Source organism: Burkholderia sp. BCC0506, from assembly GCF_902833145.1.
Lineage (GTDB): Bacteria > Pseudomonadota > Gammaproteobacteria > Burkholderiales > Burkholderiaceae > Burkholderia.
This window is the reverse complement of the sequence record NZ_CADFEN010000002.1, coordinates 1-19798: the sequence shown is the minus strand read 5'-3', so window position 1 is coordinate 19798 and position 19798 is coordinate 1. Positions and strand designations below refer to the sequence as shown.

The 19798-nt window shown below is 67.2% G+C and carries 22 protein-coding genes and 1 pseudogene; 18 read left to right on the top strand and 5 right to left on the bottom strand.

Annotated elements, in window-relative coordinates; translation table 11 throughout:
• The first annotated feature begins 115 nt into the window (after positions 1-115).
• From HWX62_RS04170 to HWX62_RS04160, 3 genes are all read left to right on the top strand, one after another.
• Positions 116-1042 (top strand): LysR family transcriptional regulator, encoded by a 927-nt coding sequence (locus HWX62_RS04170; protein ID WP_175930408.1) that lies wholly within the window; start codon positions 116-118, stop codon positions 1040-1042.
• Between the two features lie 96 nt (positions 1043-1138).
• Positions 1139-1774: a GTP cyclohydrolase I FolE gene (gene folE / locus HWX62_RS04165; protein ID WP_175930409.1), complete on the top strand. Its 636-nt coding sequence runs from the start codon at positions 1139-1141 to the stop codon at positions 1772-1774.
• On the top strand, positions 1774-2577 hold the full coding sequence (locus HWX62_RS04160; protein ID WP_175985095.1) for an SDR family oxidoreductase: 804 nt from the start codon (positions 1774-1776) through the stop codon (positions 2575-2577). Before folE ends, HWX62_RS04160 begins: the two co-directional genes overlap by 1 nt.
• 49 nt (positions 2578-2626) lie before the next feature.
• Here HWX62_RS04160 and epsC read toward each other — a convergent pair whose 3' ends face one another.
• Positions 2627-3547 carry a serine O-acetyltransferase EpsC gene (gene epsC / locus HWX62_RS04155; protein WP_175930411.1) on the bottom strand — a complete coding sequence of 307 codons (921 nt, stop codon included), beginning with the start codon at positions 3545-3547 and terminating at the stop codon, positions 2627-2629.
• Positions 3548-3688: 141 nt separating this feature from the next.
• A complete protein-coding gene (locus HWX62_RS04150; RefSeq protein WP_175930412.1) occupies positions 3689-3922 on the bottom strand; it encodes a hypothetical protein in 234 nt (77 codons plus the stop codon).
• A gap of 278 nt (positions 3923-4200) precedes the next feature.
• Between HWX62_RS04150 and HWX62_RS04145 the strand changes: the two genes are divergently transcribed.
• From HWX62_RS04145 to fnr, 3 genes are all read left to right on the top strand, one after another.
• Complete coding sequence (locus HWX62_RS04145) at positions 4201-4608, top strand: DUF3005 domain-containing protein (protein ID WP_175930413.1); 408 nt, start codon at positions 4201-4203, stop codon at positions 4606-4608.
• Positions 4609-5095: 487 nt separating this feature from the next.
• On the top strand, positions 5096-5563 hold the full coding sequence (locus HWX62_RS04140; protein WP_175930414.1) for a universal stress protein: 468 nt from the start codon (positions 5096-5098) through the stop codon (positions 5561-5563).
• 103 nt (positions 5564-5666) lie between these two features.
• Positions 5667-6413 (top strand): fumarate/nitrate reduction transcriptional regulator Fnr, encoded by a 747-nt coding sequence (gene fnr / locus HWX62_RS04135; RefSeq protein WP_175930415.1) that lies wholly within the window; start codon positions 5667-5669, stop codon positions 6411-6413.
• A gap of 56 nt (positions 6414-6469) precedes the next feature.
• Here the strand turns inward: fnr and HWX62_RS04130 are convergent, their stop codons facing one another.
• Positions 6470-7363, bottom strand: a complete 894-nt coding sequence (locus HWX62_RS04130) for a LysR family transcriptional regulator ArgP (RefSeq protein ID WP_059581311.1) — start codon at positions 7361-7363, stop codon at positions 6470-6472.
• Positions 7364-7472: 109 nt separating this feature from the next.
• Between HWX62_RS04130 and HWX62_RS04125 the strand changes: the two genes are divergently transcribed.
• Complete coding sequence (locus tag HWX62_RS04125) at positions 7473-8093, top strand: LysE/ArgO family amino acid transporter (RefSeq protein WP_175930416.1); 621 nt, start codon at positions 7473-7475, stop codon at positions 8091-8093.
• 347 nt (positions 8094-8440) lie between these two features.
• The gene (locus tag HWX62_RS04120) at positions 8441-9388 is read left to right on the top strand and encodes an aldo/keto reductase (protein ID WP_175930417.1); all 948 of its coding nucleotides are present in this window, start codon (positions 8441-8443) and stop codon (positions 9386-9388) included.
• Between the two features lie 224 nt (positions 9389-9612).
• Here the strand turns inward: HWX62_RS04120 and HWX62_RS04115 are convergent, their stop codons facing one another.
• Complete coding sequence (locus tag HWX62_RS04115; protein ID WP_175930418.1) at positions 9613-10593, bottom strand: helix-turn-helix domain-containing protein; 981 nt, start codon at positions 10591-10593, stop codon at positions 9613-9615.
• A 179-nt stretch (positions 10594-10772) separates the two neighbouring features.
• Here HWX62_RS04115 and HWX62_RS04110 point away from each other — a divergent pair, with 179 nt between their 5' ends.
• From HWX62_RS04110 to HWX62_RS04075, 8 genes and pseudogenes are all read left to right on the top strand, one after another.
• Positions 10773-11306 (top strand): 2,4'-dihydroxyacetophenone dioxygenase family protein, encoded by a 534-nt coding sequence (locus tag HWX62_RS04110; RefSeq protein WP_175930419.1) that lies wholly within the window; start codon positions 10773-10775, stop codon positions 11304-11306.
• A gap of 18 nt (positions 11307-11324) precedes the next feature.
• On the top strand, positions 11325-12629 hold the full coding sequence (locus HWX62_RS04105; RefSeq protein ID WP_175930420.1) for an MFS transporter: 1305 nt from the start codon (positions 11325-11327) through the stop codon (positions 12627-12629).
• A gap of 1 nt (position 12630) precedes the next feature.
• A complete protein-coding gene (locus tag HWX62_RS04100; RefSeq protein WP_175930421.1) occupies positions 12631-13752 on the top strand; it encodes a 2,3-butanediol dehydrogenase in 1122 nt (373 codons plus the stop codon).
• Positions 13730-14452 carry an SDR family oxidoreductase gene (locus HWX62_RS04095; protein WP_175930422.1) on the top strand — a complete coding sequence of 241 codons (723 nt, stop codon included), beginning with the start codon at positions 13730-13732 and terminating at the stop codon, positions 14450-14452. Before HWX62_RS04100 ends, HWX62_RS04095 begins: the two co-directional genes overlap by 23 nt.
• A gap of 174 nt (positions 14453-14626) precedes the next feature.
• Positions 14627-14932: pseudogene (locus HWX62_RS04090) on the top strand (porin); the annotation flags it as partial.
• A gap of 313 nt (positions 14933-15245) precedes the next feature.
• Positions 15246-15956 carry a PadR family transcriptional regulator gene (locus HWX62_RS04085; RefSeq protein WP_175930423.1) on the top strand — a complete coding sequence of 237 codons (711 nt, stop codon included), beginning with the start codon at positions 15246-15248 and terminating at the stop codon, positions 15954-15956.
• Between the two features lie 38 nt (positions 15957-15994).
• Positions 15995-16816 (top strand): siderophore-interacting protein, encoded by an 822-nt coding sequence (locus HWX62_RS04080; RefSeq protein ID WP_175930424.1) that lies wholly within the window; start codon positions 15995-15997, stop codon positions 16814-16816.
• Between the two features lie 147 nt (positions 16817-16963).
• Complete coding sequence (locus HWX62_RS04075; protein WP_175930425.1) at positions 16964-17197, top strand: hypothetical protein; 234 nt, start codon at positions 16964-16966, stop codon at positions 17195-17197.
• Between the two features lie 22 nt (positions 17198-17219).
• Here the strand turns inward: HWX62_RS04075 and HWX62_RS04070 are convergent, their stop codons facing one another.
• Positions 17220-17801, bottom strand: coding sequence for a phosphatase PAP2 family protein (locus HWX62_RS04070; protein WP_175930426.1), 582 nt, complete (start codon positions 17799-17801; stop codon positions 17220-17222).
• A 434-nt stretch (positions 17802-18235) separates the two neighbouring features.
• On the opposite strand from HWX62_RS04070, the gene HWX62_RS04065 reads away from it, so the two are divergent.
• Together HWX62_RS04065 and HWX62_RS04060 are read left to right on the top strand one after the other, a co-directional pair.
• Positions 18236-18976: an acetoacetate decarboxylase gene (locus tag HWX62_RS04065; protein WP_175930427.1), complete on the top strand. Its 741-nt coding sequence runs from the start codon at positions 18236-18238 to the stop codon at positions 18974-18976.
• Positions 18977-19028: 52 nt separating this feature from the next.
• Positions 19029-19798: 3-hydroxybutyrate dehydrogenase (locus HWX62_RS04060; protein WP_175930428.1), on the top strand; the 770-nt coding region annotated here is incomplete at its 3' end.

Sequence of the window (19798 nt, the reverse complement as noted above, 5' to 3'; positions counted from 1 at the left end):
TTCGTCTCCAGAACATTAATTCGAATCGTGGAACACATTTGAGCGCTTTCCCGACTATGCGGCAACGCGATTCAGGAGATATGTTGTATACGTTCTGGAGATACCGGCCCCGGCGATGGAAGCGCTCGATCTGAACCTGATTCCCTACCTCGTCGCCCTCGACGACACGCGCAACGTGAGCCGCGCGGGCGACCTGCTCGGCGTGAGCCAGCCGCGCGTGAGCACGGCGCTCGGCCGCCTGCGCGAGTACTTCGGCGATCCGCTGTTCGTGCGCACGTCGCGCGGAATGGAGCCGACGCCGCGCGCGCTCACGCTGCTGCCGGCCGCGCGCGACGCGCTCGCGCAGATCGAGCGCGGCCTCGTCGCGCCGCACGACTTCGATCCGGCCGCGAGCACGCATACGTTCTCGATCGCGCTGTCGGACGTCGGCGAGATCGTGTTCCTGCCGAAGCTGCTGCAGGCGTTCGCGACGCATGCGCCGCACGCGAACCTGCGCTCGGTCTCGCTCGCGCACGACGAAGTCGGACGCGGCCTCGAAGCCGGGTCGATCGATCTCGCGGTCGGCTACTTTCCCGATCTCGACGGCAACAACTTCTTCCAGCAGCGGCTGTTCACGCACCGGTTCGTCTGCCTGATGCGGCGCGGCCATCCGTTCGAGCAGACGCCGCCGTTCACGGTCGAGCAATTCCTCGCGTGCGGGCACGCGGTGGTGCGTGCCGAAGGCCGCAGCCAGGAAGTGCTCGAGAAATACCTGGCGAAGCAGCGCATGCAGCGCCGCGCGGTGCTCGAGACGCCGCACTTCATGAGCCTGCCGTTCATCCTGAGCCGCACCGACCTGATCGCGACGGTGCCGCACGCGATCGGCTATGCGTATGCGGCCGAGCACGCGTTCATCGTGCCCGTCGAGCCGCCGCTCGCGCTGCCGCGTTTCGACCTGAAACAGCACTGGCATCGCAAGTACCACAACGACCCGCGCACCGCGTGGCTGCGCGGCGTCGTCGCGTCGCTGTTCAATGACGAACAGGACGAATGGCCGAAGTGAAGAAAGGCGCGCGACGGCCCGCACGCACGACCGGCGAAAGCATGAAACAATGGCCGGATATCGGCCGCCGCAGGCGGCCTTCGATGGAGCCACTACATGGGTAAGGGAAAGAAATCCGCGCAGCCCCAGCCGCTCGCCTCGCGGCCGAGCCGTGAAGAAGCCGAAGACGCCGTGCGCGTGCTGTTGCGCTGGGCCGGCGACGATCCCGCGCGCGAAGGCCTGCTCGACACGCCCGCGCGCGTCGTGCGCGCGTACGAGCAGTTCTTCGCAGGCTATGCGCTGGAGCCGCGCGACATCCTCGCGCGCACGTTCAGCGAAGTCGACGGCTACGACGAAATGATCGTGCTGAAGGACATCCGCTTCGAAAGCTACTGCGAGCACCACATGGTGCCGATCATCGGCCGCGCGCACGTCGCATATCTGCCGAACCATCGCGTCGTCGGCATCTCGAAGCTCGCGCGCCTCGTCGACGCGTTCGCGAAGCGCCTGCAGATCCAGGAAAAGATGACCGTGCAGATCGCCGACACGCTGTTCGACGTGCTGCAGCCGAAGGGCGTCGGCGTGATTCTCGAAGCCGCGCACCAGTGCATCTCGACGCGCGGCGTGCACAAGCCGGGCGTCGAGATGGTCACGTCGCGCATGCTCGGCACGTTCCGCACCGATCCGTCGACGCGTCGCGAATTCCTGTCGATCGTCGCGAATCCTTCCTCGGTCAACCTGACGAATACCTGATGGAGCAGACGAAGCAAACGGCGCACGCGCCCGTCGTGCTCGTGACCGGTGCCGCGCGCCGGGCCGGGCGCGCGTTCGCCGAGTATTTCGCCGCGCACGGCTATCGCACCGCGGTGCACTACGACCGTTCGGCCGATGCCGCGCAGGCCGCCGCCCGCGCGATGGCCGAATGCGGCCACGATTCGGTCGCGCTGCAGGCCGACCTGTCCGATGCCGCGCAGATCACCGCGCTGATCGATCAGGTCTATGCGCGCTTCGGGCGCCTCGACGTGCTGGTCAACAACGCGTCGGTGTTCTGGCAGGACCATTTCCCGAGCTTCGATCTCGCGGCGTTCGACCAGGCGTGGGCCGTCAACTGCCGCGCGCCGATCCTGCTCACGCGCGCGTTCTACGAGCGGGCCCGCGCGGCCGGCACGCAGGGTGTCGTCGTGAACGTGGTCGACCAGAAGATCAAGGAAAACTTTCACCGCGACCATTTCAGCTACACGGTCGCGAAGGCCGCGCTCGGCAACCTGACGCAGATGCTCGCGCTGTCGTCCGCGCCGGTGCTGCGCGTGAATGCGGTATTCCCGGGGCTGATGCTGCCGAGCGACGACCAGACGCAGGCCGACTTCGAACACGCGAGCCGCGCATCGACGCCGCTCGCGCGCATCGCGGGCCCCGACGACGTCGCCAGCGCGATCCTGCTGCTGACGGGCAACGCATACAACGGCGTGGATTTCGTCGTCGATGCGGGCCAGAACCTGATCCGCGTGGACCAGGACGTGCTGTACAAGCACCGCTCGCCCGCCGGCAAGCACTGACGCACACGGCGCACACCCGCGCGCACCGGGCGCGCCGATACCCGCCGCGTTACGGCTTCTCGGCGCTCCCGCCTTCGCGGACCTTGCCCTGCGCGACGCTCGTGCCGGGCGGCACGCTGTGCGTGAGCCACACGTTGCCGCCGATCACCGAGCCGCGCCCGATCGTCACGCGGCCGAGAATCGTCGCGCCCGCATAGATCACCACGTCGTCCTCGACGATCGGGTGCCGCGCATTGCCCTTCACCAGCGCGCCGTCGCCATCGGCCGGGAAACTCTTCGCGCCGAGCGTGACGGCCTGGTACACGCGCACGCGCTCGCCGATGATCGCGGTTTCGCCGATCACGACACCGGTGCCGTGGTCGATGAAGAAGCTCGGGCCGATCTGCGCGCCGGGGTGGATGTCGATGCCGGTCGCCGAGTGGGCGATTTCATTGATGAACCGCGCGAGCAGCGGCACGCCGAGCCGGTGCAGCGCATGCGCGAGCCGATGGTGCATCATCGCCAGCACGCCGGGGTAGCACAGCAGGATCTCGGTGATGTGCTGCGCGGCCGGATCGCCCGCGTACGCGGCCTGGATGTCGCTGACGAGCAGCGCGCGGATCGCCGGCAACTGCCGGCCGAACTCGCGCGCGATCTCGAATGCGCGTTCGTCGAGCTCGGCGAACGGCGTATCGGCATGCTCGGGCAGGAACGGCAACGCACGGCGGATCTGCTCGGACAGGATGCGCAGCGTGCTTTCGAGCGTGTGGCCGACGTAGTAGTCGACGCTTTCGTCGGTGAGGTCGGGCGCGCCATAGTGCGTCGGAAACATCGACGCGCGCAGGCCGGTCACAATCTTGCAGATCGCATCGCGCGACGGCAGTTCGCGGATGCCGCGCGGATGGCGCGTGCGATGGAGTTCCTCGCGCGATTCGCGCAAGCCGGCGACGATTTCTTCGAGGCCCCACTGACGGGCGGGTGATGTCGACATATGCCAATGCGGGCAGCCGCGCTGGGTTGCACGGCCGCTAATAAAGTGACGGGTTCCGCAAGATTACCGCGTTTTTTGTCCGGAAGCGGCACCCCGGCGACCGGCCGGACGGCCGACGCCGCACGCATGCGAGCGACGGCGTCACATCGACATGCTGCTCGCGTCGATCCAGCGTACGGCCCAGTCGCGCGCGTGCGCGATCGCGTCGCCTTCGTCGTTGAACTGGAGCTCGATCGGAAAAAAACGGTTCGCGACGAGCTCCCCGTCGCTCGATCGGGAGATCACGACGTAGGGCTTGAACGAACCGTCACTGGCGCGTGCGGGCGCGCAATTCAACAGATAACCGCGGTGCGTGAAGGCAGTAGTCGCTTGCATGAGTCCGCCACCTCTAGTCCCTTGCTTTGTTGTTCGCTACCCGTCTTTAAGGGTGCTGCGGCGCCCCGGCGCGGGCAGAGGCGGCGAGACTTCATCCCCTGTCGCCGCTTCGCAGGAAAAGAATCATACTCTGTAGAAAACGCGTCTTCTAGCTGAAATAAATCATGACAAATCAGTGCGCGTCGCGCGACCGCGGCGATCGCCCGCGCGCCTTTTCCCGTCGTGCCCGGAACGGGATTTGCTTGGATCCGGAGCGTATCGCCGCCAGGAGCGCCGCGATGGAACCATCCGCTCGAACAGGCCGTGCGCATCCGCGCAGCATCGAACTCGACAACGACGACACGCACGACAGCACGGTCGATACCGACGGCAAGCACCGCGAAGCCGCGCGCCTCGCCGGGGTCGGGCCGATCTCGCCCGATCAGGTCACGCGCAGCAACGCGTCGCTCGTCAATGCGATGCCCGAAGCCGGCGACGGCTTCGCCGGTTTCGACAGCCGCCCCGACGGCAACCATCCTGCGTTCGCCTTGCGCGCCGGCTACATGGTGATCGAGAAAGGCTTCGACACGCCGCCCGCGGGCGACGCGCCGTTCGGTCCCGTTCATCGGATGTACGGCAGCGCGTACTGGCCGGGCCATGGCCGCCGGCCGGAGCGCGTCATCGAGCTGACGGCCGTGCCGAGATAGCCGGCGCGGCGTTTGAATCGATCGTTCGTCGGGCAATCGCCATCGATCGATGGCGGTGAACCGGCGCGCGCGATCGGACTGCGTGCCGGACTCGCTCGCACGGTGCCGAAGCGAACGATTCCGCGCATCGGCATCGGCATCGGCATTCGAAATCATGCATGCCGCGCATCGCATCGACGCACTTGCATTGACCGAAGTCATGGCGCCACGGCGCGATTGCGATTGAATGGCGATGCATGCGCACGCGTTTACGCGACCTGTGCGACCCACGCACGCCGCACCACGCGACACGCATCGGGCGGTGCAACATGCGTCGTGCGCATGACCATGCACGGCCGCGACAGACAGGCACCGCGCGACCGCGCGACATGGGGCATCTCGCTGCACGATCGTGCCCGTTGGTTTACTCTGCCTCGCAGCATCGCGCATTGCCCGGCCCGATCGGCCGTCCGGCCGACTTCGTTTCAACCCGCCACTCGGAGACACTATGTACAAGCGTATTCTGGTTGCCGTCGACGGCAGCGACACGTCCCGCCACGCGTTCGATGCCGCGCTGGCGCTCGCGAAAGCGCACGGCGCGGAGCTGCAGCCGTTCTACGTCGTCGAGAACGCCGCGATCTACTACAACGTGCCCGGTTACGATCCGTCCGTGCTGCGCGATCAGCTCGTCGCGCAAGGCAACGCACTCGCGCAGGATTTCGCGAAGCTGATGCAGGCCGCCGGCGTGAAAGGCGAAACGCGGCTGAACGAAGCGACATCGCTCAACGACGTATCGTCGCTGATCCTCGACGGCGCGAAGGCGTTCGGCGCCGATCTGCTCGTGCTCGGCACGCACGGCCGCCGCGGCTTCCGCCGCCTCGTGCTCGGCAGCATCGCCGAACAATGCGTGCGCCACGCGACGCTGCCCGTGCTGCTGATCCCGGCCGCCGCCCACGCGGACGAGCCGGCCGCCTGAGCGGCATCCTGCGAGCGCGGCCGGTCGCGACGTTTTGTCACCCGACAGCGGCAACTTGCGGTGGGACAATGATTTCGTCGATTCAACGCCGGAGTAAACGATCATGCTGACGCCCGTCGCCACCCGCCCCGCCGCCACGCCCCATGCCGGTAGCTGGGCTCCCCGCCAGGCCGCGCACTGCTCGTCGTGCGCGATGCGGCACCTGTGCATGCCGCAGGGCCTGGCGCCCGAAGCGCTCAGCCGCCTCGAGACGGTCATCTGCGCGGCACGCCCCGTCAAGCGCGGCGAGGCGCTGTTCCGCGAAGGCGACGCATTCGACAACCTGTACGCAGTACGCTCGGGTTCGCTGAAAACCGTCGCGACGCGCCATGACGGCCGCGAACAGGTCACGGGCCTGCACCTCGCCGGCGAAGCGCTCGGTCTCGACGGCATCTGCGACGATACGCATCCGCGCACCGCGGTCGCGCTCGAAGACAGCTCGGTCTGCGTGATTCCGTACAGCGCGCTCAAGGCGCTGTGCTCGGAAGCCGGCTCGATGCAGTTGCGCATGCACAAGCTGATGAGCGAACAGATCGTGCGCGAAACGTCGCAGACGATGCTGCTCGGTTCGCTGAATGCCGAGGAGCGCGTCGCCGCGTTCCTGCTCGACGTCTCGTCGCGTTACCTGAAGCGCGGCTATTCGCCGTCGGAGTTCAACCTGCGGATGACGCGCGAGGACATCGGCAGCTATCTCGGCATGACGCTCGAAACGGTCAGCCGCACGCTGTCGAAATTCCAGAAGCGCGGCCTGATCGAGATGCAGGGCCGCCACGTGCAGATCGTCGACTTCGACGGCTTGCAGCACCTCTGACGGCGCACGGCGCGCACCCGTCGCGCGCCGCCTGCCTCGCGTCCTGACGTCGCCGGTCAATCGAGAAACAGCGCGGCACGCGCCTTCAGCGCCGCGCTGAAATCGTCCAGCCAGCCGATCGACAGACGCCAGCTCTGCCAGTACAGATCGATGTCGATGGTTCGCCCGCGCGACATGTCGATCAACTCGCCCGCCGCCAATTGGCGGTCGACCATCCGGTCCGGGCACATCCCCCATCCCAATCCCGTCTCGCACGCGCGCAGATAGCCCGCGACGTGCGGTATCCAGTGCTGCGGCGGATCGAGATCCGCGCGCGTCACGCGCCGGATGAAACGCGCCTGCAACCCGTCCTTCGGATTGAACATCACGCACGGCGCGCGACGCAGCGCATCGCGCGTGATACCCGCGTCGAAATACCGTGCGTAAAACGCCGGCGAGCACACCGCGCGATAGCGGATCCGGCCGAGCCGCTCCGACCGGCATCCCTGGATCGGCTCGGCCTGCGCGGTCACGGCGCCCTGCACGCTGCCGTCGCGGATGCGCGACGCCGTGTAATCCTGGTCGTCGATCACGAGGTCGAGCAGGGTTTCGCGCGCCGTGCAGAACGGCCCGACCGCGTCGATGAACCACGTCGCGACGCTGTCGTCGTTGACGGCCACGCGCAGCGTCGGCCACGCGCTCGCGATCTGGCCCGGCAATGCAGGCATCCGGCCGCCCAGTTCGGCTTCCAGCAACTGCACGCGTTCGGTATGCCGGCACAGCAGCGCGCCCGACGTGGTCGCGACACACGGCTGCCCGCGCTTGACCAGCACGCTGCCGACCCGCTCCTCCAGCAGCTTCACGCGCTGCGACACCGCCGACGGCGTGACATTCAGCTCCTTGGCCGCCCGCTCGAACGAACCGTGCCGGATCACGGCCGCGAGGGCATCGAGCAACGCGTAGTCGAGCATTAGATTTCCTTAATCTGCATTAGGTGATTTAGCTTCTCTTATTTTCACGCTGATCGCAGACTAGCGCTACCCGATTCATTCGTCCATTGCTTCCACGGCTGTCCTCCTCATGAACTGGCTCGCTTTTTCCCACGGCGCCGCACTGTGCGCGTCGCTCATCGTCACCATCGGCGCGCAGAACGCGTTCGTGCTGCGCCAGGGCATCATGCGCTCGCACGTCGGCAAGATCGTGCTGCTGTGCGCGGTGTCCGACATGATCCTGATCGGTGCGGGGGTCGGCGGCGCGTCGGCGCTCGTCGAGCGCTATCCGACCTTCGTCCATGCGGTGCTGTACGTCGGCCTCGCGTATCTCGCGTGGTTCGGCATCAACGCGCTGCGCCGTGCGTTCAAGCCGGGCCACGACACGCTCGACGTGCGCGGCGACGCGGTCGCGCCGCCGCCGCAGGGCGCGGTTGCGATCGTGCTGATGACGCTCGCGTTCACGTGGCTCAACCCGCACGTGTATCTCGACACGTTCCTGCTGATCGGCACGGCCGGCGCGCGCGAGCCGGAAGGCGCGCGGCTCGCGTTCGCGATCGGCGCGATGACGGTGAGCGTCGTGTGGTTCCTCGGGCTCGGCTATGGCGCGCGATTGCTCGCGCCATGGTTCCGCAAGGCGGTCGCGTGGCGTGTGCTGGATGGCGCGATCGGCAGCATGGTGCTGTTTCTCGCGGCCGTGCAGTTGCGCTGACCGAACCGTCTCGCACGGGCGGCCGCCTGCCGCCCGGCTTTCCCTCCGCGTGGGCGCCACGCCGGCGCAATCTGCCTGATTCCCGACGCGCACGTCGCCGCAAAAATTCGCTCCCGATCGAACGCCGCCGCACGGAATCCTCACGCAGCGGACACGGTCTCCGCCATCTGCCGCAAACCGTCCACCATCGCGACGCGACTGCGCCTGCACGAATCGAAACGATCGGCGAGAATGTCCAGTGTCCCGCGACAACGGCGGTACCGCCCCGCGCGTCCTGCCGTCCCGCCGCGATCGCCTCGACCCATCCCGCAGTTCAATCCCGTTATCTGCAGTTATCGGAGCAGAACATGGCACATCGCACCCTCGGTACCTCCAGCATTCAGGTTTCGCCGCTCGCATTCGGCGGCAACGTCTTCGGCTGGACCGTCGACGAAAACGCATCGTTCGCGTTGCTCGACGCGCTCGCCGACACCGGCATCAACTTCATCGACACGGCCGACGTCTATTCGGCCTGGGTTCCCGGCAACCACGGCGGCGAATCGGAAACGATCATCGGCAAGTGGCTGAAGCGCTCCGGCAAGCGCGAGCAAGTCGTGATCGCGACCAAGGTCGGCCTGCTCGGCGCGCGCGCGGGTCTGTCGAAAGACAACATCCTGAAGGCCGTCGACGATTCGCTGCGCCGTCTGCAGACCGACTACATCGACCTGTATTTCTCGCACCGCGATCTCGCCGACACGGCCCCGCTCGAAGAAACGCTCGGCGCCTATCAAACGCTGATCGACGCGGGCAAGGTGCGCCTCATCGGCGCGTCGAACTACAGCGGCGCGCGCCTGCGCGAAGCCGCCGCGATCAGCGCGCGCGACGGGCTGCCCGCCTACCAGGTCATCCAGCCCGAATACAACCTGCTCGACCGCGCCGACTATGAGCGCGATCTCGAGCCGGTCGTGCGCGACCTGAAGCTCGGCGTCGTCAACTACTACGCGCTCGCGAGCGGATTCCTGTCGGGCAAGTACCGCAGCGAAGCCGACCTGAAGAAGAGCGTGCGCGGCGATCGCGTCGCCGGCTATCTGAACGAACGCGGCCTGCGCATCCTCGCGGCGCTCGACGCCGTGTCGGCGAAGCACGGCACGCAGCCGGCCGCGATCGCGCTCGCATGGCAGATCGCGCGGCCGACGATCACCGCGCCGATCGCGAGCGCCACGTCGCTCGCGCAGCTCGCGCTGCTCGGCGAAGCGATCCGCGTCACGCTCGACCAGGACGACATCCGCCGGATCGACGAAGCCAGCGCGCCCTGAGGCTCGTGGCGGCGGCAGGGCGGCCGGGTGAACGGCGTTACGGTTCCACGGCCCGCCTGCGGTGCGCGCAGGGTGGATGAATACAACGGCGGCCGCCCGATGGCCGCGCGGCCCGACCGGGCTGTTTCGCGCCGCACCTGCTCCCCATCTCGCGACGGCGCGCCGAAAACGAAAGCGGCGCGTGATGCACGCGCCGCCGCCGTCGAATCATCGAAAAACCGGTATCAGCCCCCGGCCTCACGCGCCGCGTCGCGCAGCGCCATCGGCGACGCGCCGTAGCGCTCGCGAATCGCGCGGCTGAAGTGCGCCTGGCTCGAAAATCCCCAGCGAAACGCGATCTCGCCGATGCTCGTCTTGCGCAGCCGTGCGTCGGTCAGTTCGCGGTGCGCGTGCGACAGCCGTTCCGACCAGATGTGCTGCGTGATCGATTCGCCTTCGGCCGCGAAGAGGCGGCCCAGATGCCGCAGCGACAGCCCGACCGCATCGGCGACGGCCTGCGGCGCGAGCTCCGGCTCGCCGAGATGCGTCGCGATGTACTGCTTCGCGGTCAGCAGGTACGACAGCGACGCGCGCGATGCGCCCGCGCCGTTCACTTCCGTGTCGATGAGCTCCGCGATCAGCGTGCGCGTGTGCTCGGTGAACCGCGCGGCGTCGCGCTCGACGGGCGCCTTCATGAACCGCTCGACGCTCGCGCGCAACGTCGCGCCGAGCATCGCGCCGGCGCCCGGCTTCGGCGCGATCCGCAGCGGCAGCGCGGCCAGTTCCGCATCGAGGCGATCGTCGAGCGTCGTGATCGGGATATCGATCAGCAGTTGCCGCATCGGCGTCAGGAATCCGAACAGATACGGTACGCGCGTGTCGTAGACGACGACGTCGCCGGCTTCCGCGAGCAGGCACCGGTCGCGCTGGATGAAATACGCGCGCCCGCTCACGATCTGACACGCGAACAGCGACTCCTTCGGCAACTGGCGCACCAGCGCGGGGCTGCGCTCGATCACGTGGTCCTGCCCGCTGATGTCGGCGATGCCGAGCTCCGGCAACGCGATGTCGGTTTTCTCCGCCTCGAGCCCGGCCGGCGACAGCGACGAGCAGCGCAGGCCGACGAGCGTCGCCGCGTTGAACGCATCCCAGTACGCCATCCGGTCGCGCACCGGCACGTCGGCCGTCGAGCCTCGCGTGCGTGAAAAAACGGTCGAATTCGTCACGTCGCCTCCTGCTGGCGCCTGCGTGCGGAGCGGCACGGATTGGGGGAAGGTTCGTCTGGATTTTGATGCGATGCAATGTCCGGCGCGGTCAAGCAATGCGTCCGGCCCAGTCAAGAGCGGCGCGCACCGGCTGGCTAAAGTCGAGCCCACGACACCCCCTACATACAAGGAGACACACCGTGGTCGACAAAGCCGTATCCGAATTCTGGCAAAACATTCCGGCGATTGCCAATCCGTTCAAGCCCGATGCGCTGCCCGAAGCCTACATCCCGAACGCGGCCACCGACGACGAGCGCTATTACGTTCCGTTCACCGAAACGGTTTCGTCGCGGCCGCTGTGGATCTCGCCGTCGCAGAACAAATGGTGCGACATCCTGATGGCGAAGCAGGCCGGGCTCGTGAACCGGCACTATCACCCGCACGAGGTGTTCGCGTACACGCTGTCGGGCAAATGGGGTTACCTGGAACACGAATGGACCGCGACGCGCGGCGATTTCGTATACGAGACACCGGGTGAAGGCCACACGCTCGTCGCGTTCGATCACCCCGAGCCGATGCGCGCGTTCTTCATCGTCAAGGGTCCGCTGATCTGGCTCGACGACGCAGGCAATCCCGACGGCTACTTCGACGTGCATTCGTATATCGCGATGTGCAAGGCGCACTACGAGAAGGTCGGCCTCGGCGCGCAAGCGATCGAGAAGCTGTTCCGCTGACGCGCGGCGAGGCTCACAATGTCTGCTCCTTCCTCTTCCAGACCCGTCTGGACGTACGAGAACAGGCTGCTGCTGATCCTGTTCATGACGTTCGGTTTCGTGTTCTTCGACCGCCTCGCGCTGTCGTTCCTGTTCCCGTTCATGTCGGCCGAGCTGCACCTGACGAACACGCAACTCGGCATGGTGTCGTCCGCGCTCGCGCTGACGTGGGCGCTGTCGGGCGCCGCCACCGGTGCGTGGTCCGATGCGCGCGGCACCCGCAAGCCGCTGCTGATCGCGAGCGTGCTCGGCTTTTCCGTGTGCTCGGCGCTGTCGGGTCTCGTCGGCGGCTTCGCGAGCCTGATCGCGTTTCGCGCGCTGATGGGCATCGCCGAAGGCCCGGTGCTGCCGCTGTCGCAATCGCTGATGGTCGAGAGTTCGACGCCGAGCCGCCGCGGGCTGAACATGGGCCTGCTGCAAGGCTCGGCCGCCGGCCTGCTCGGCGCGATGATCGGCCCGCCGGTCGTGATCGGCATCGCCACCGCATACGGCTGGCGCGAGGCGTTCTACGTGTCGTGCATCCCGGGCTTCCTGATCGCGTTCTGCCTCTGGCGCTGGGTGCGCGAAGTGCCGCCCGGCGGCGTGCGTCACGCGCAGGCAGAAACCACCGCGTCGGTGGCCACCGGCGGCGCGACGGTCAGCCGCTGGGCGCTGCTGAAGGAGCGCAACATCCTGCTGTGCGTACTGATCAGCTGCTTCTTCCTCACGTGGTTCGTCGTGGTCATCTCGTTCGCGCCGGTGTTCCTCGTGGAGAGCCGCCACCTGTCGCCGTCCGACATGGGCGTCGTGATGACGTGCCTCGGCGCCGCGTGGGTGTTCTGGGGCTTCGCGGTGCCGGCGATCTCCGACCGGATCGGCCGCAAGCCGACCATGATCGCGTTCGCGCTGATCGCGGCCGTGTGCCCGGTCGTGCTGATCCACGTCGGCTCGGTGTGGGCGCTCGGCGCGCTGGTGTTCGCCACGTACACGGGCCTCGGCTGCTTCACGCTGTTCATGGCGACGATCCCGGCCGAAACGGTGCCGCCGCACGCGATCGCGAGCGCGCTCGGGCTGATCATGGGCGCCGGCGAGCTGATCGGCGGCTTCGTCGCGCCGACCGTCGCCGGCTTCGCGGCCGACAGGTACGGCCTGCAGTTCGCGATGTGGACGTCGAGCATCGGCGCGATCCTCGCGTGCGTGCTGTCGTTCGGCCTCGTCGAAACCGCGCCGGCCGTGCTGCGCAAGCGCGCGCTCGCCGGCGCCGCGGCCGGCCGCCTCGACACGCCAAACCTCGGAGGACGCTGACATGCGCGCACTTCAATGGCACGGCCCGCGCGACGTCCGTCTCGTGGAAATCGACACGCCGCGCGTCGGCCCCGGCGACGTGCGCATCGCGGTCGCGTATTGCGGCATCTGCGGCAGCGATCTGCACGAATATGCGGACGGCCCGCACGCGATTCCGGTCGATGCGCCGCATCCGCTGTCGCGCCGCACCGCGCCGCTCACGCTCGGCCACGAGTTCTGCGGCACCGTCGTCGAAGTCGGCGCAGGCGTGACGGCGCTGCGCGCGGGCGATCGCGTCGCGGTCGAGCCCGAATATCGCTGCAGCCAGTGCGCGTACTGCCGCTCGGGGTCGTACAACCTGTGCGTGTCGATGGGCTTCGCCGGGCTGATGGGCGACGGCGGGATGGCCGACTTCGCGGTCGTGCCGGCCTACATGCTGCATCGGCTGCCCGACGGCGTGAGCCTCGAACAGGCCGCGGTGATGGAGCCGGCCGCCGTGGCGCTGCATGCGCTGCGGCGCGGCGAACTGCGGCTCGGCGACACCTGCGCGGTGTTCGGGCTCGGGCCGATCGGCCTGCTGCTGATCATGCTCGCGAAGCTGCAGGGCGCGACGACGATCATTGCCGTCGACGTGTCGCCCGAGCGGCTCGCCGCCGCCACGCGCCTCGGTGCGACGCATGCGTTCGATGCGCGCCGGCTCGATGCATCGGCGTTGCAGCACGCGATTCGCGCGGTCACGGGCGGGCTCGGCGTCGATACGAGTTTCGAAGCGGCCGGCTTGCAGGTCACGTTCGAATCGGCGATGCAGGCGCTGCGCAAGGGTGGCCGCGTCGTGATGGTCGGCCTGATGCCGCACGCGGGTTTCGACGCGTTCCGCGCGGTCAACGACGAGCTGACCTTCACCGCGAGCGTCGGCTATCGGCATGCGTACGAAGACCTGCTGCGCCTCGTCGCGTCGGGCGCGCTCGACCTCACGTCGATCGTCACGCGCACCGTGTCGCTCGAAGATGCGGTCGCCGACGGCTTCGACGCGCTGCTCGCCGATCGCACGCAGATCAAGATCCTCGTTTCACCCGCGCAGCGGCCGGCCCGTCGTACCTCCACCAACGGGAGTGTCGAGCATGAATCGTCAGTGGACGTTTGACGGGCAGTCCGTCGTGGTGACGGGCGGCACGTCGGGCATCGGCGCGCGCACCGCGCTGCGGTTCGCGCAGGCGGGCGCATCGGTCGTCGCGCTCGGGCTCCATGCAGCCGGCCCGCATGCGCCCGTGCATGCCGGCATCCGGTGCGTGGAGCTCGACGTGGCCGACGGCGATGCACTGACGCGCACGATCGCCGCGCTGCCGCGGCTCGGCGTGCTCGTCAACGGCGTCGGCATCAGCCGCCACGCGGACGAATACCGGATGGATCAGTTCGAGCACGTGCTGAACGTGAACCTGACGTCGGTGATGCGGGCCTCCGACGCCGCGCGGCCCGCGCTGGCGGCCAACGGCGGCAGCATCGTCAATATCGCGTCGATGTACACGTACTTCGGCAGCAAGGACCGGCCCGCGTACAGCGCGAGCAAGGGCGGCATCGCGCAGCTCACGCGTTCGCTCGCGCAAGCGTGGGCCGATCGCGGCATCCGCGTGAATGCGGTCGCGCCGGGCTGGATCGACACGCCGCTCAGCAGCGGGCTGATGGCCGACACACAGGCGTCGCGCCGCATCCTCGAGCGCACGCCGCTCGGACGCTGGGGCACGGCCGACGAAGTGGCGGAAGTGATCCTGTTCCTGTGCTCGCCCGGCGCGTCGTTCGTGACCGGCGCGGTCGTGCCGGTGGACGGCGGGTATTCGACGGTCTAGCGCACGGCACGCGGCGCATCGGCGCATCGACCCGATCTGCCGATGCGCGGTGCGGTGCGCATCTTTCTTCGACTGACGCTGAACCGGGTTCGCCCGGTTTCTGTTTCCTCACATTAATCAGTAGTCCCATTAAAAAGCACCCGGCTCGATCGGACCTGGAGGAGCATTTTGGAGATGATAAAAAAGACCTTTCTGGCGCTCGCGGCCTGTACGCTTCCCGCCGCAGTGTTCGCGCAGAGCAGCGTGACGATGTTCGGGCTGATGGATGCCGGCATCAGCTACGTCAGCAACCAGGGCGGCCACGGCGCCGCGAAACTCGACGACAACATCTTCTTTCCGAACCTGCTCGGCTTCGAAGGCAAGGAGGACCTCGGCGCGGGCACGCGTGCGATCTTCCGGCTCGTCAACCAGTATTCGCTCGGCAACGGCTCGATTATCGGCGGCGGGCTGTTCGCGCGCACGGCCTATGTCGGGTTACAGACTGTTCGGCCAAGCACTGCTTAACGGTCGATGCTGCGTGCGTAGCCTCAAACAGTACACCGCGATTACAGCCCGACTAGGCCCAAGGTGCCAGACGCGCATCCATGAAAATGGTGGCTACTCGCAAATAAAAGAACAACAAGCTTTATCAAATTCCAAGATCAATAGCTTTGATCAAATACTGCAAAAAGGGTCACCTTTTTTGCCAACCTACACAACCACAATCCACCATCCCGCCCCCAATAATGGTCCTTGACACCCTATCTTTCGATATATATCTTTAGATATATTTTCCGACATATAGGACACGATCATGCGACACAACCCCTCCCGCGGCCATGCCCGATGCGACGGTCATGGGGCGCATGCCGGCCCTGACTGGTTTGCCGGCGTCTTGCACGCAATCGGCCGCCATCGCCGCGGCCACGATCCGTTTGGCGGTGGCGGCCCGTTCGGCGGCCGGGGCGGACGCGGCTTCGGCGATTTCGGCGACGACGGTATGCCGCGCGGCCGCCAGTTCAGCTCCGACGATCTCCAGTTGCTGCTGCTCGCACTGGTGGCTGAACAACCCAGCCACGGCTACGAACTGATCAAGGCACTCGACACGCGCTCGAACGGCTTTTACAGCCCGAGCCCCGGCATGGTGTATCCGGCGCTCACGTATCTCGAGGAAGTCGGCTTCGTCGCGTCGCAGGCGGAAGGCAACCGCAAGCGCTATGCGCTGACCGACGCGGGCCGCGCCCATCTCGACGCCCAGCGCGAACGCGTCGACACGCTGTTCGCGCGCCTCACGCACCTCGCCCGCAAGATGGAGTTCATGCGCCGCGCGTTCGCCGGGGAAGCGGCGGGCAGCGAAGCGCAGGACGAGTCGCAAGCCGGCTGGCTGCCGGAATTCGTCGAGGCACGTCTCGCGCTCAAGCGCGCGCTGCTGCACAAGAGCGCCGCCGATCCCGACGAACAGCGCCGCATCGCGGCCATCATGCGCCGTGCGACGGCCGAAATCGAAGGCGGCGCCGGCGCGTGATCCGCGCCGCCCCGTCACTACCCAAGGAGAACGGATCGATGCAAAACACGTCCGAACGCACCGTGACCCGCGTGCGCCACACCCTCAAGTTCCGCCTGCTGCAAGTCCTGCGCGTGCGGCCCGTGACGCCGCATCTGCTGCGCGTCACGCTCGGCGGTCCCGATCTCGTGGATTTCGAATCCGCGTCGTTCGACGATCACGTGAAGGTATTTTTCCCGCTGCCGGGCGCGGAACGGCCCGCGCTGCCGACGCTCGGCGCGAACGGCCCCGAGTTTCCGGAAGGCGAACCGAAGCCCGTCGCGCGCGACTTCACGCCGCGTCGCTTCGACCGCGCCGCCGGCGAGCTCGATCTGGAATTCGTGCTGAACCATCCGGGCCCGGCATCGCAGTGGGCCGCGCAGGCACGCGTCGGCCAATGGCTCGGCATCGGCGGCCCACGCGGTTCGTTCGTCGTGCCGACCGGTTTCGACTGGCACCTGCTGATCGGCGACGATACGGCGCTGCCGGCCGTCGCGCGGCGCCTCGAGGAACTGCCGGCCGGTGCGCGCGCGGCGGTCGTGCTGGAAGTCGCGGATCGTACCGCGCAGATCTCGTTCGATACGCGCGCCGACGTGCATGAAATCTGGCGTTTCCGCGCCGAAGCCGACGCGGCGGACGGCGACGTGCTGCTCAATGCCGTCCGCGATCTGCCTTTGCCGTCGTCCGGCGACGGCTACGTGTGGGCGGCCGGCGAAGCGCTGTCGATGCGCGCCGTGCGCCAGCACCTGACCGGCGAGCGCGGCGTCGACAAGTCGCGTATCCGCGCGGCGGCCTACTGGAAGCGCGGCGCGGCGGCCGTGCACGAAACGCTGGAAGACTGACCGGCGCGCCCGGTCGACCGGCGGGCGCAACAATCGTGGCGCCGGCGCAGCGGCGGGCTTGGCATCGGCATCGCGGCTGGTATATATGTATGGCTGCGACGCCGCTGTCGGGCGACAGCCGCCGCAGCCCGCCAGGAGCGCCCGGTCATGACAAAAGAAAACCACGCTTCGCCGTTCCTTCGCCACTTGAAGATCGCCGGCTATTGCGGTCTCGCCGCAGTGGTCCTCGCGCTGTTCGTCGCGATGTGCGCGATCCTGAAGGAAAGCGCCCTCGATCGCGATGCCGCGCGGCATCCGGCCGATACGCCCGAACTGCACGACGTGGGCAGCGGCCCGTCCGCCTCGGCCGAACCGGGCCGCACAGCCGGCTCGCCCGGCTGACCGCCCAGCCGCTTCGTTTCGGTTACGGCGCCTGCCGGCGCCCCATCACGATTGCATGCACCGAATCGCCGAGCCGTTCGAGCAGCGCGGTCACGCGTTGCCCGTACAGGTGTGCGGCCAGTGCGCCCACCGTGCCGACCAGCACGCCGCCTGCCATGTCGAACGGCCAGTGCACGCCCGCGTAGATGCGCCCCCATGCGATCGTCACGGCCATCGCGGCCATCACGAATCCGGTGACCCGCGTCGTGCCGCCAAGCAGCAGGCCGACCGCCATGCTCCACGCGAACGTCATGTGATCGCTCGGAAACGAGCTGTCCGGTGCGTGCGGAATCAGCTGCGTGCCGACGCCGGCCATGAACGGGCGCGGCGAGAACCAGACGTGCCCGAGCACCTGCGCGAGCACGAGCGCCGCGCAGACGCCCACACCGGCTTCGATCGCCTGGCGCCGCGCGGGGCGCGCGCCGAAGATCCAGGTCAGCAGCAGCATCGCGGGCAGCGCATAGACGAGCCAGTCGGCGGCGAAGATCGCGAGGCGGGCCACGCCCGGGTGCGGCGCACCGCCGGCGTTGATGGCGGAAAAGAGGGCGAGATTGAGGTTCTGCATGAATCCGGTTGCGTGGGGCGGAAAGGATCGGCCGGTTGTCCGGCCGGATACGAACGATGCTAGGGGTTGCCCGCTTAAGCGGTGCTTAATGCGCGCGCCGCGCGGACGAGGCTCGCGCGGCGAACGCACTTAGAGCCTGCACTGCAGCACAAGTTCACACAATTGTCATATTCTCGCGAGACCGTCTCCCGGAAAGGCTCACCATGGCTCCCGTAAAGACTCACCTTTTTCACATCATGGCGTCATCGACGCGCGCGACCATTGCGCGGCCGGAGCGCCATTCAGGCCGTTTGCATCATTCATCTCAATATTTACGCCGCAAATTATTCGAAATCGGCAACAATTAATTCCGATTGCGGCATCGCACAACGGCAACGCACAGGCATACGATTACGACCACTCATCCACGAAGCGCTCAACAACAAGGAGTCCGCATGAAACCCAGCGATGTCCGATCGAAAGCGTTTGCGATGCCGTTGACCAGCCCTGCGTTCCCGATGGGCCCGTACCGTTTCGTCGATCGTGAGTTTCTGATCATCACGTACCGCACCGATCCGGAGCGCCTCCGCGAAATCGTCCCCGAGCCGCTGCAGGTCACCGAGCCGCTCGTGCATTACGAATTCATCCGCATGGCCGATTCGACCGGCTTCGGCGATTACACCGAAAGTGGCCAGGTGATCCCCGTCGAATACAACGGCCAGGCCGGCGGCTATACGCTCGCGATGTATCTCGACGATCACCCGCCGATCGCCGGCGGCCGCGAGCTGTGGGGCTTTCCGAAAAAGCTCGCGTCGCCCACGCTGCACGTGAACACCGATCACCTTCTCGGCACGCTCGACTACGGCAAGGTGCGCGTCGCGACCGGCACGATGGGCTACAAGCACCAGGAACTCGACATCGACGAGCAGACGAAGCGGCTCGCCGGCCCCAATTTCCTGCTGAAGATCATCCCGCACGTCGACGGCACCGCGCGCGTCTGCGAACTGGTGCGCTATTACATGCAGGACATCAAGATGAAGGGCGCGTGGACGGGCCCCGCATCGCTCGAGCTGGCGCCGCACGCGCTCGCGCCGGTGGCCGATCTGCCCGTGCTCGAGATCGTCGAGGCGCGCCACCTCGTTGCGGATTTGACGCTGGGCCTCGGCGAAGTCGTCTACGATTACCTGGCCCAGTAACGCGTCCGCAGTCCTTTCTCCCTGTCAATCCTTTCACCACGGGAATACGAACATGAGCAACCTGAATGGCAAGACCGCAGTCGTCACGGGCGCCGCGAGCGGCATCGGCAAGGAAATCGCACTGGAGCTGGCCAAGGCAGGCGCGGCCGTCGCGATCGCCGACCTGAACCAGGACGGCGCGAACGCGGTCGCCGACGAGATCGTCAAGGCGGGCGGCAAGGCGATCGGCGTCGCGATGGACGTGACCAACGAGGAGGCCGTGAACAGCGGCATCGACAAGGTGGCCGAAACGTTCGGCTCGGTCGACATCCTCGTGTCGAACGCGGGCATCCAGATCGTCAACCCGATCGAGAACTACTCGTTCGCCGACTGGAAGAAGATGCAGGCGATCCACGTCGACGGCGCGTTCCTGACGACCAAGGCCGCGCTCAAGCACATGTACAAGGACGATCGCGGCGGCGTCGTGATCTACATGGGTTCGGTGCACTCGCACGAAGCGTCGCCGCTGAAGTCGGCGTACGTGACGGCCAAGCACGGTCTGCTGGGTCTCGCGCGCGTGCTGGCGAAGGAAGGCGCGAAGCACAACGTGCGCTCGCACGTCGTGTGTCCGGGCTTCGTGCGTACGCCGCTGGTCGACAAGCAGATTCCGGAGCAGGCGAAGGAGCTCGGCATCAGCGAAGAGGACGTGATCAAGAAGGTGATGTTGGGCAACACGGTCGATGGCGTGTTCACGACGGTGCAGGATGTCGCGCAGACGGTGCTGTTCCTGTCGGCATTCCCGAGCGCCGCGCTCACCGGCCAGTCGGTGGTCGTCAGCCACGG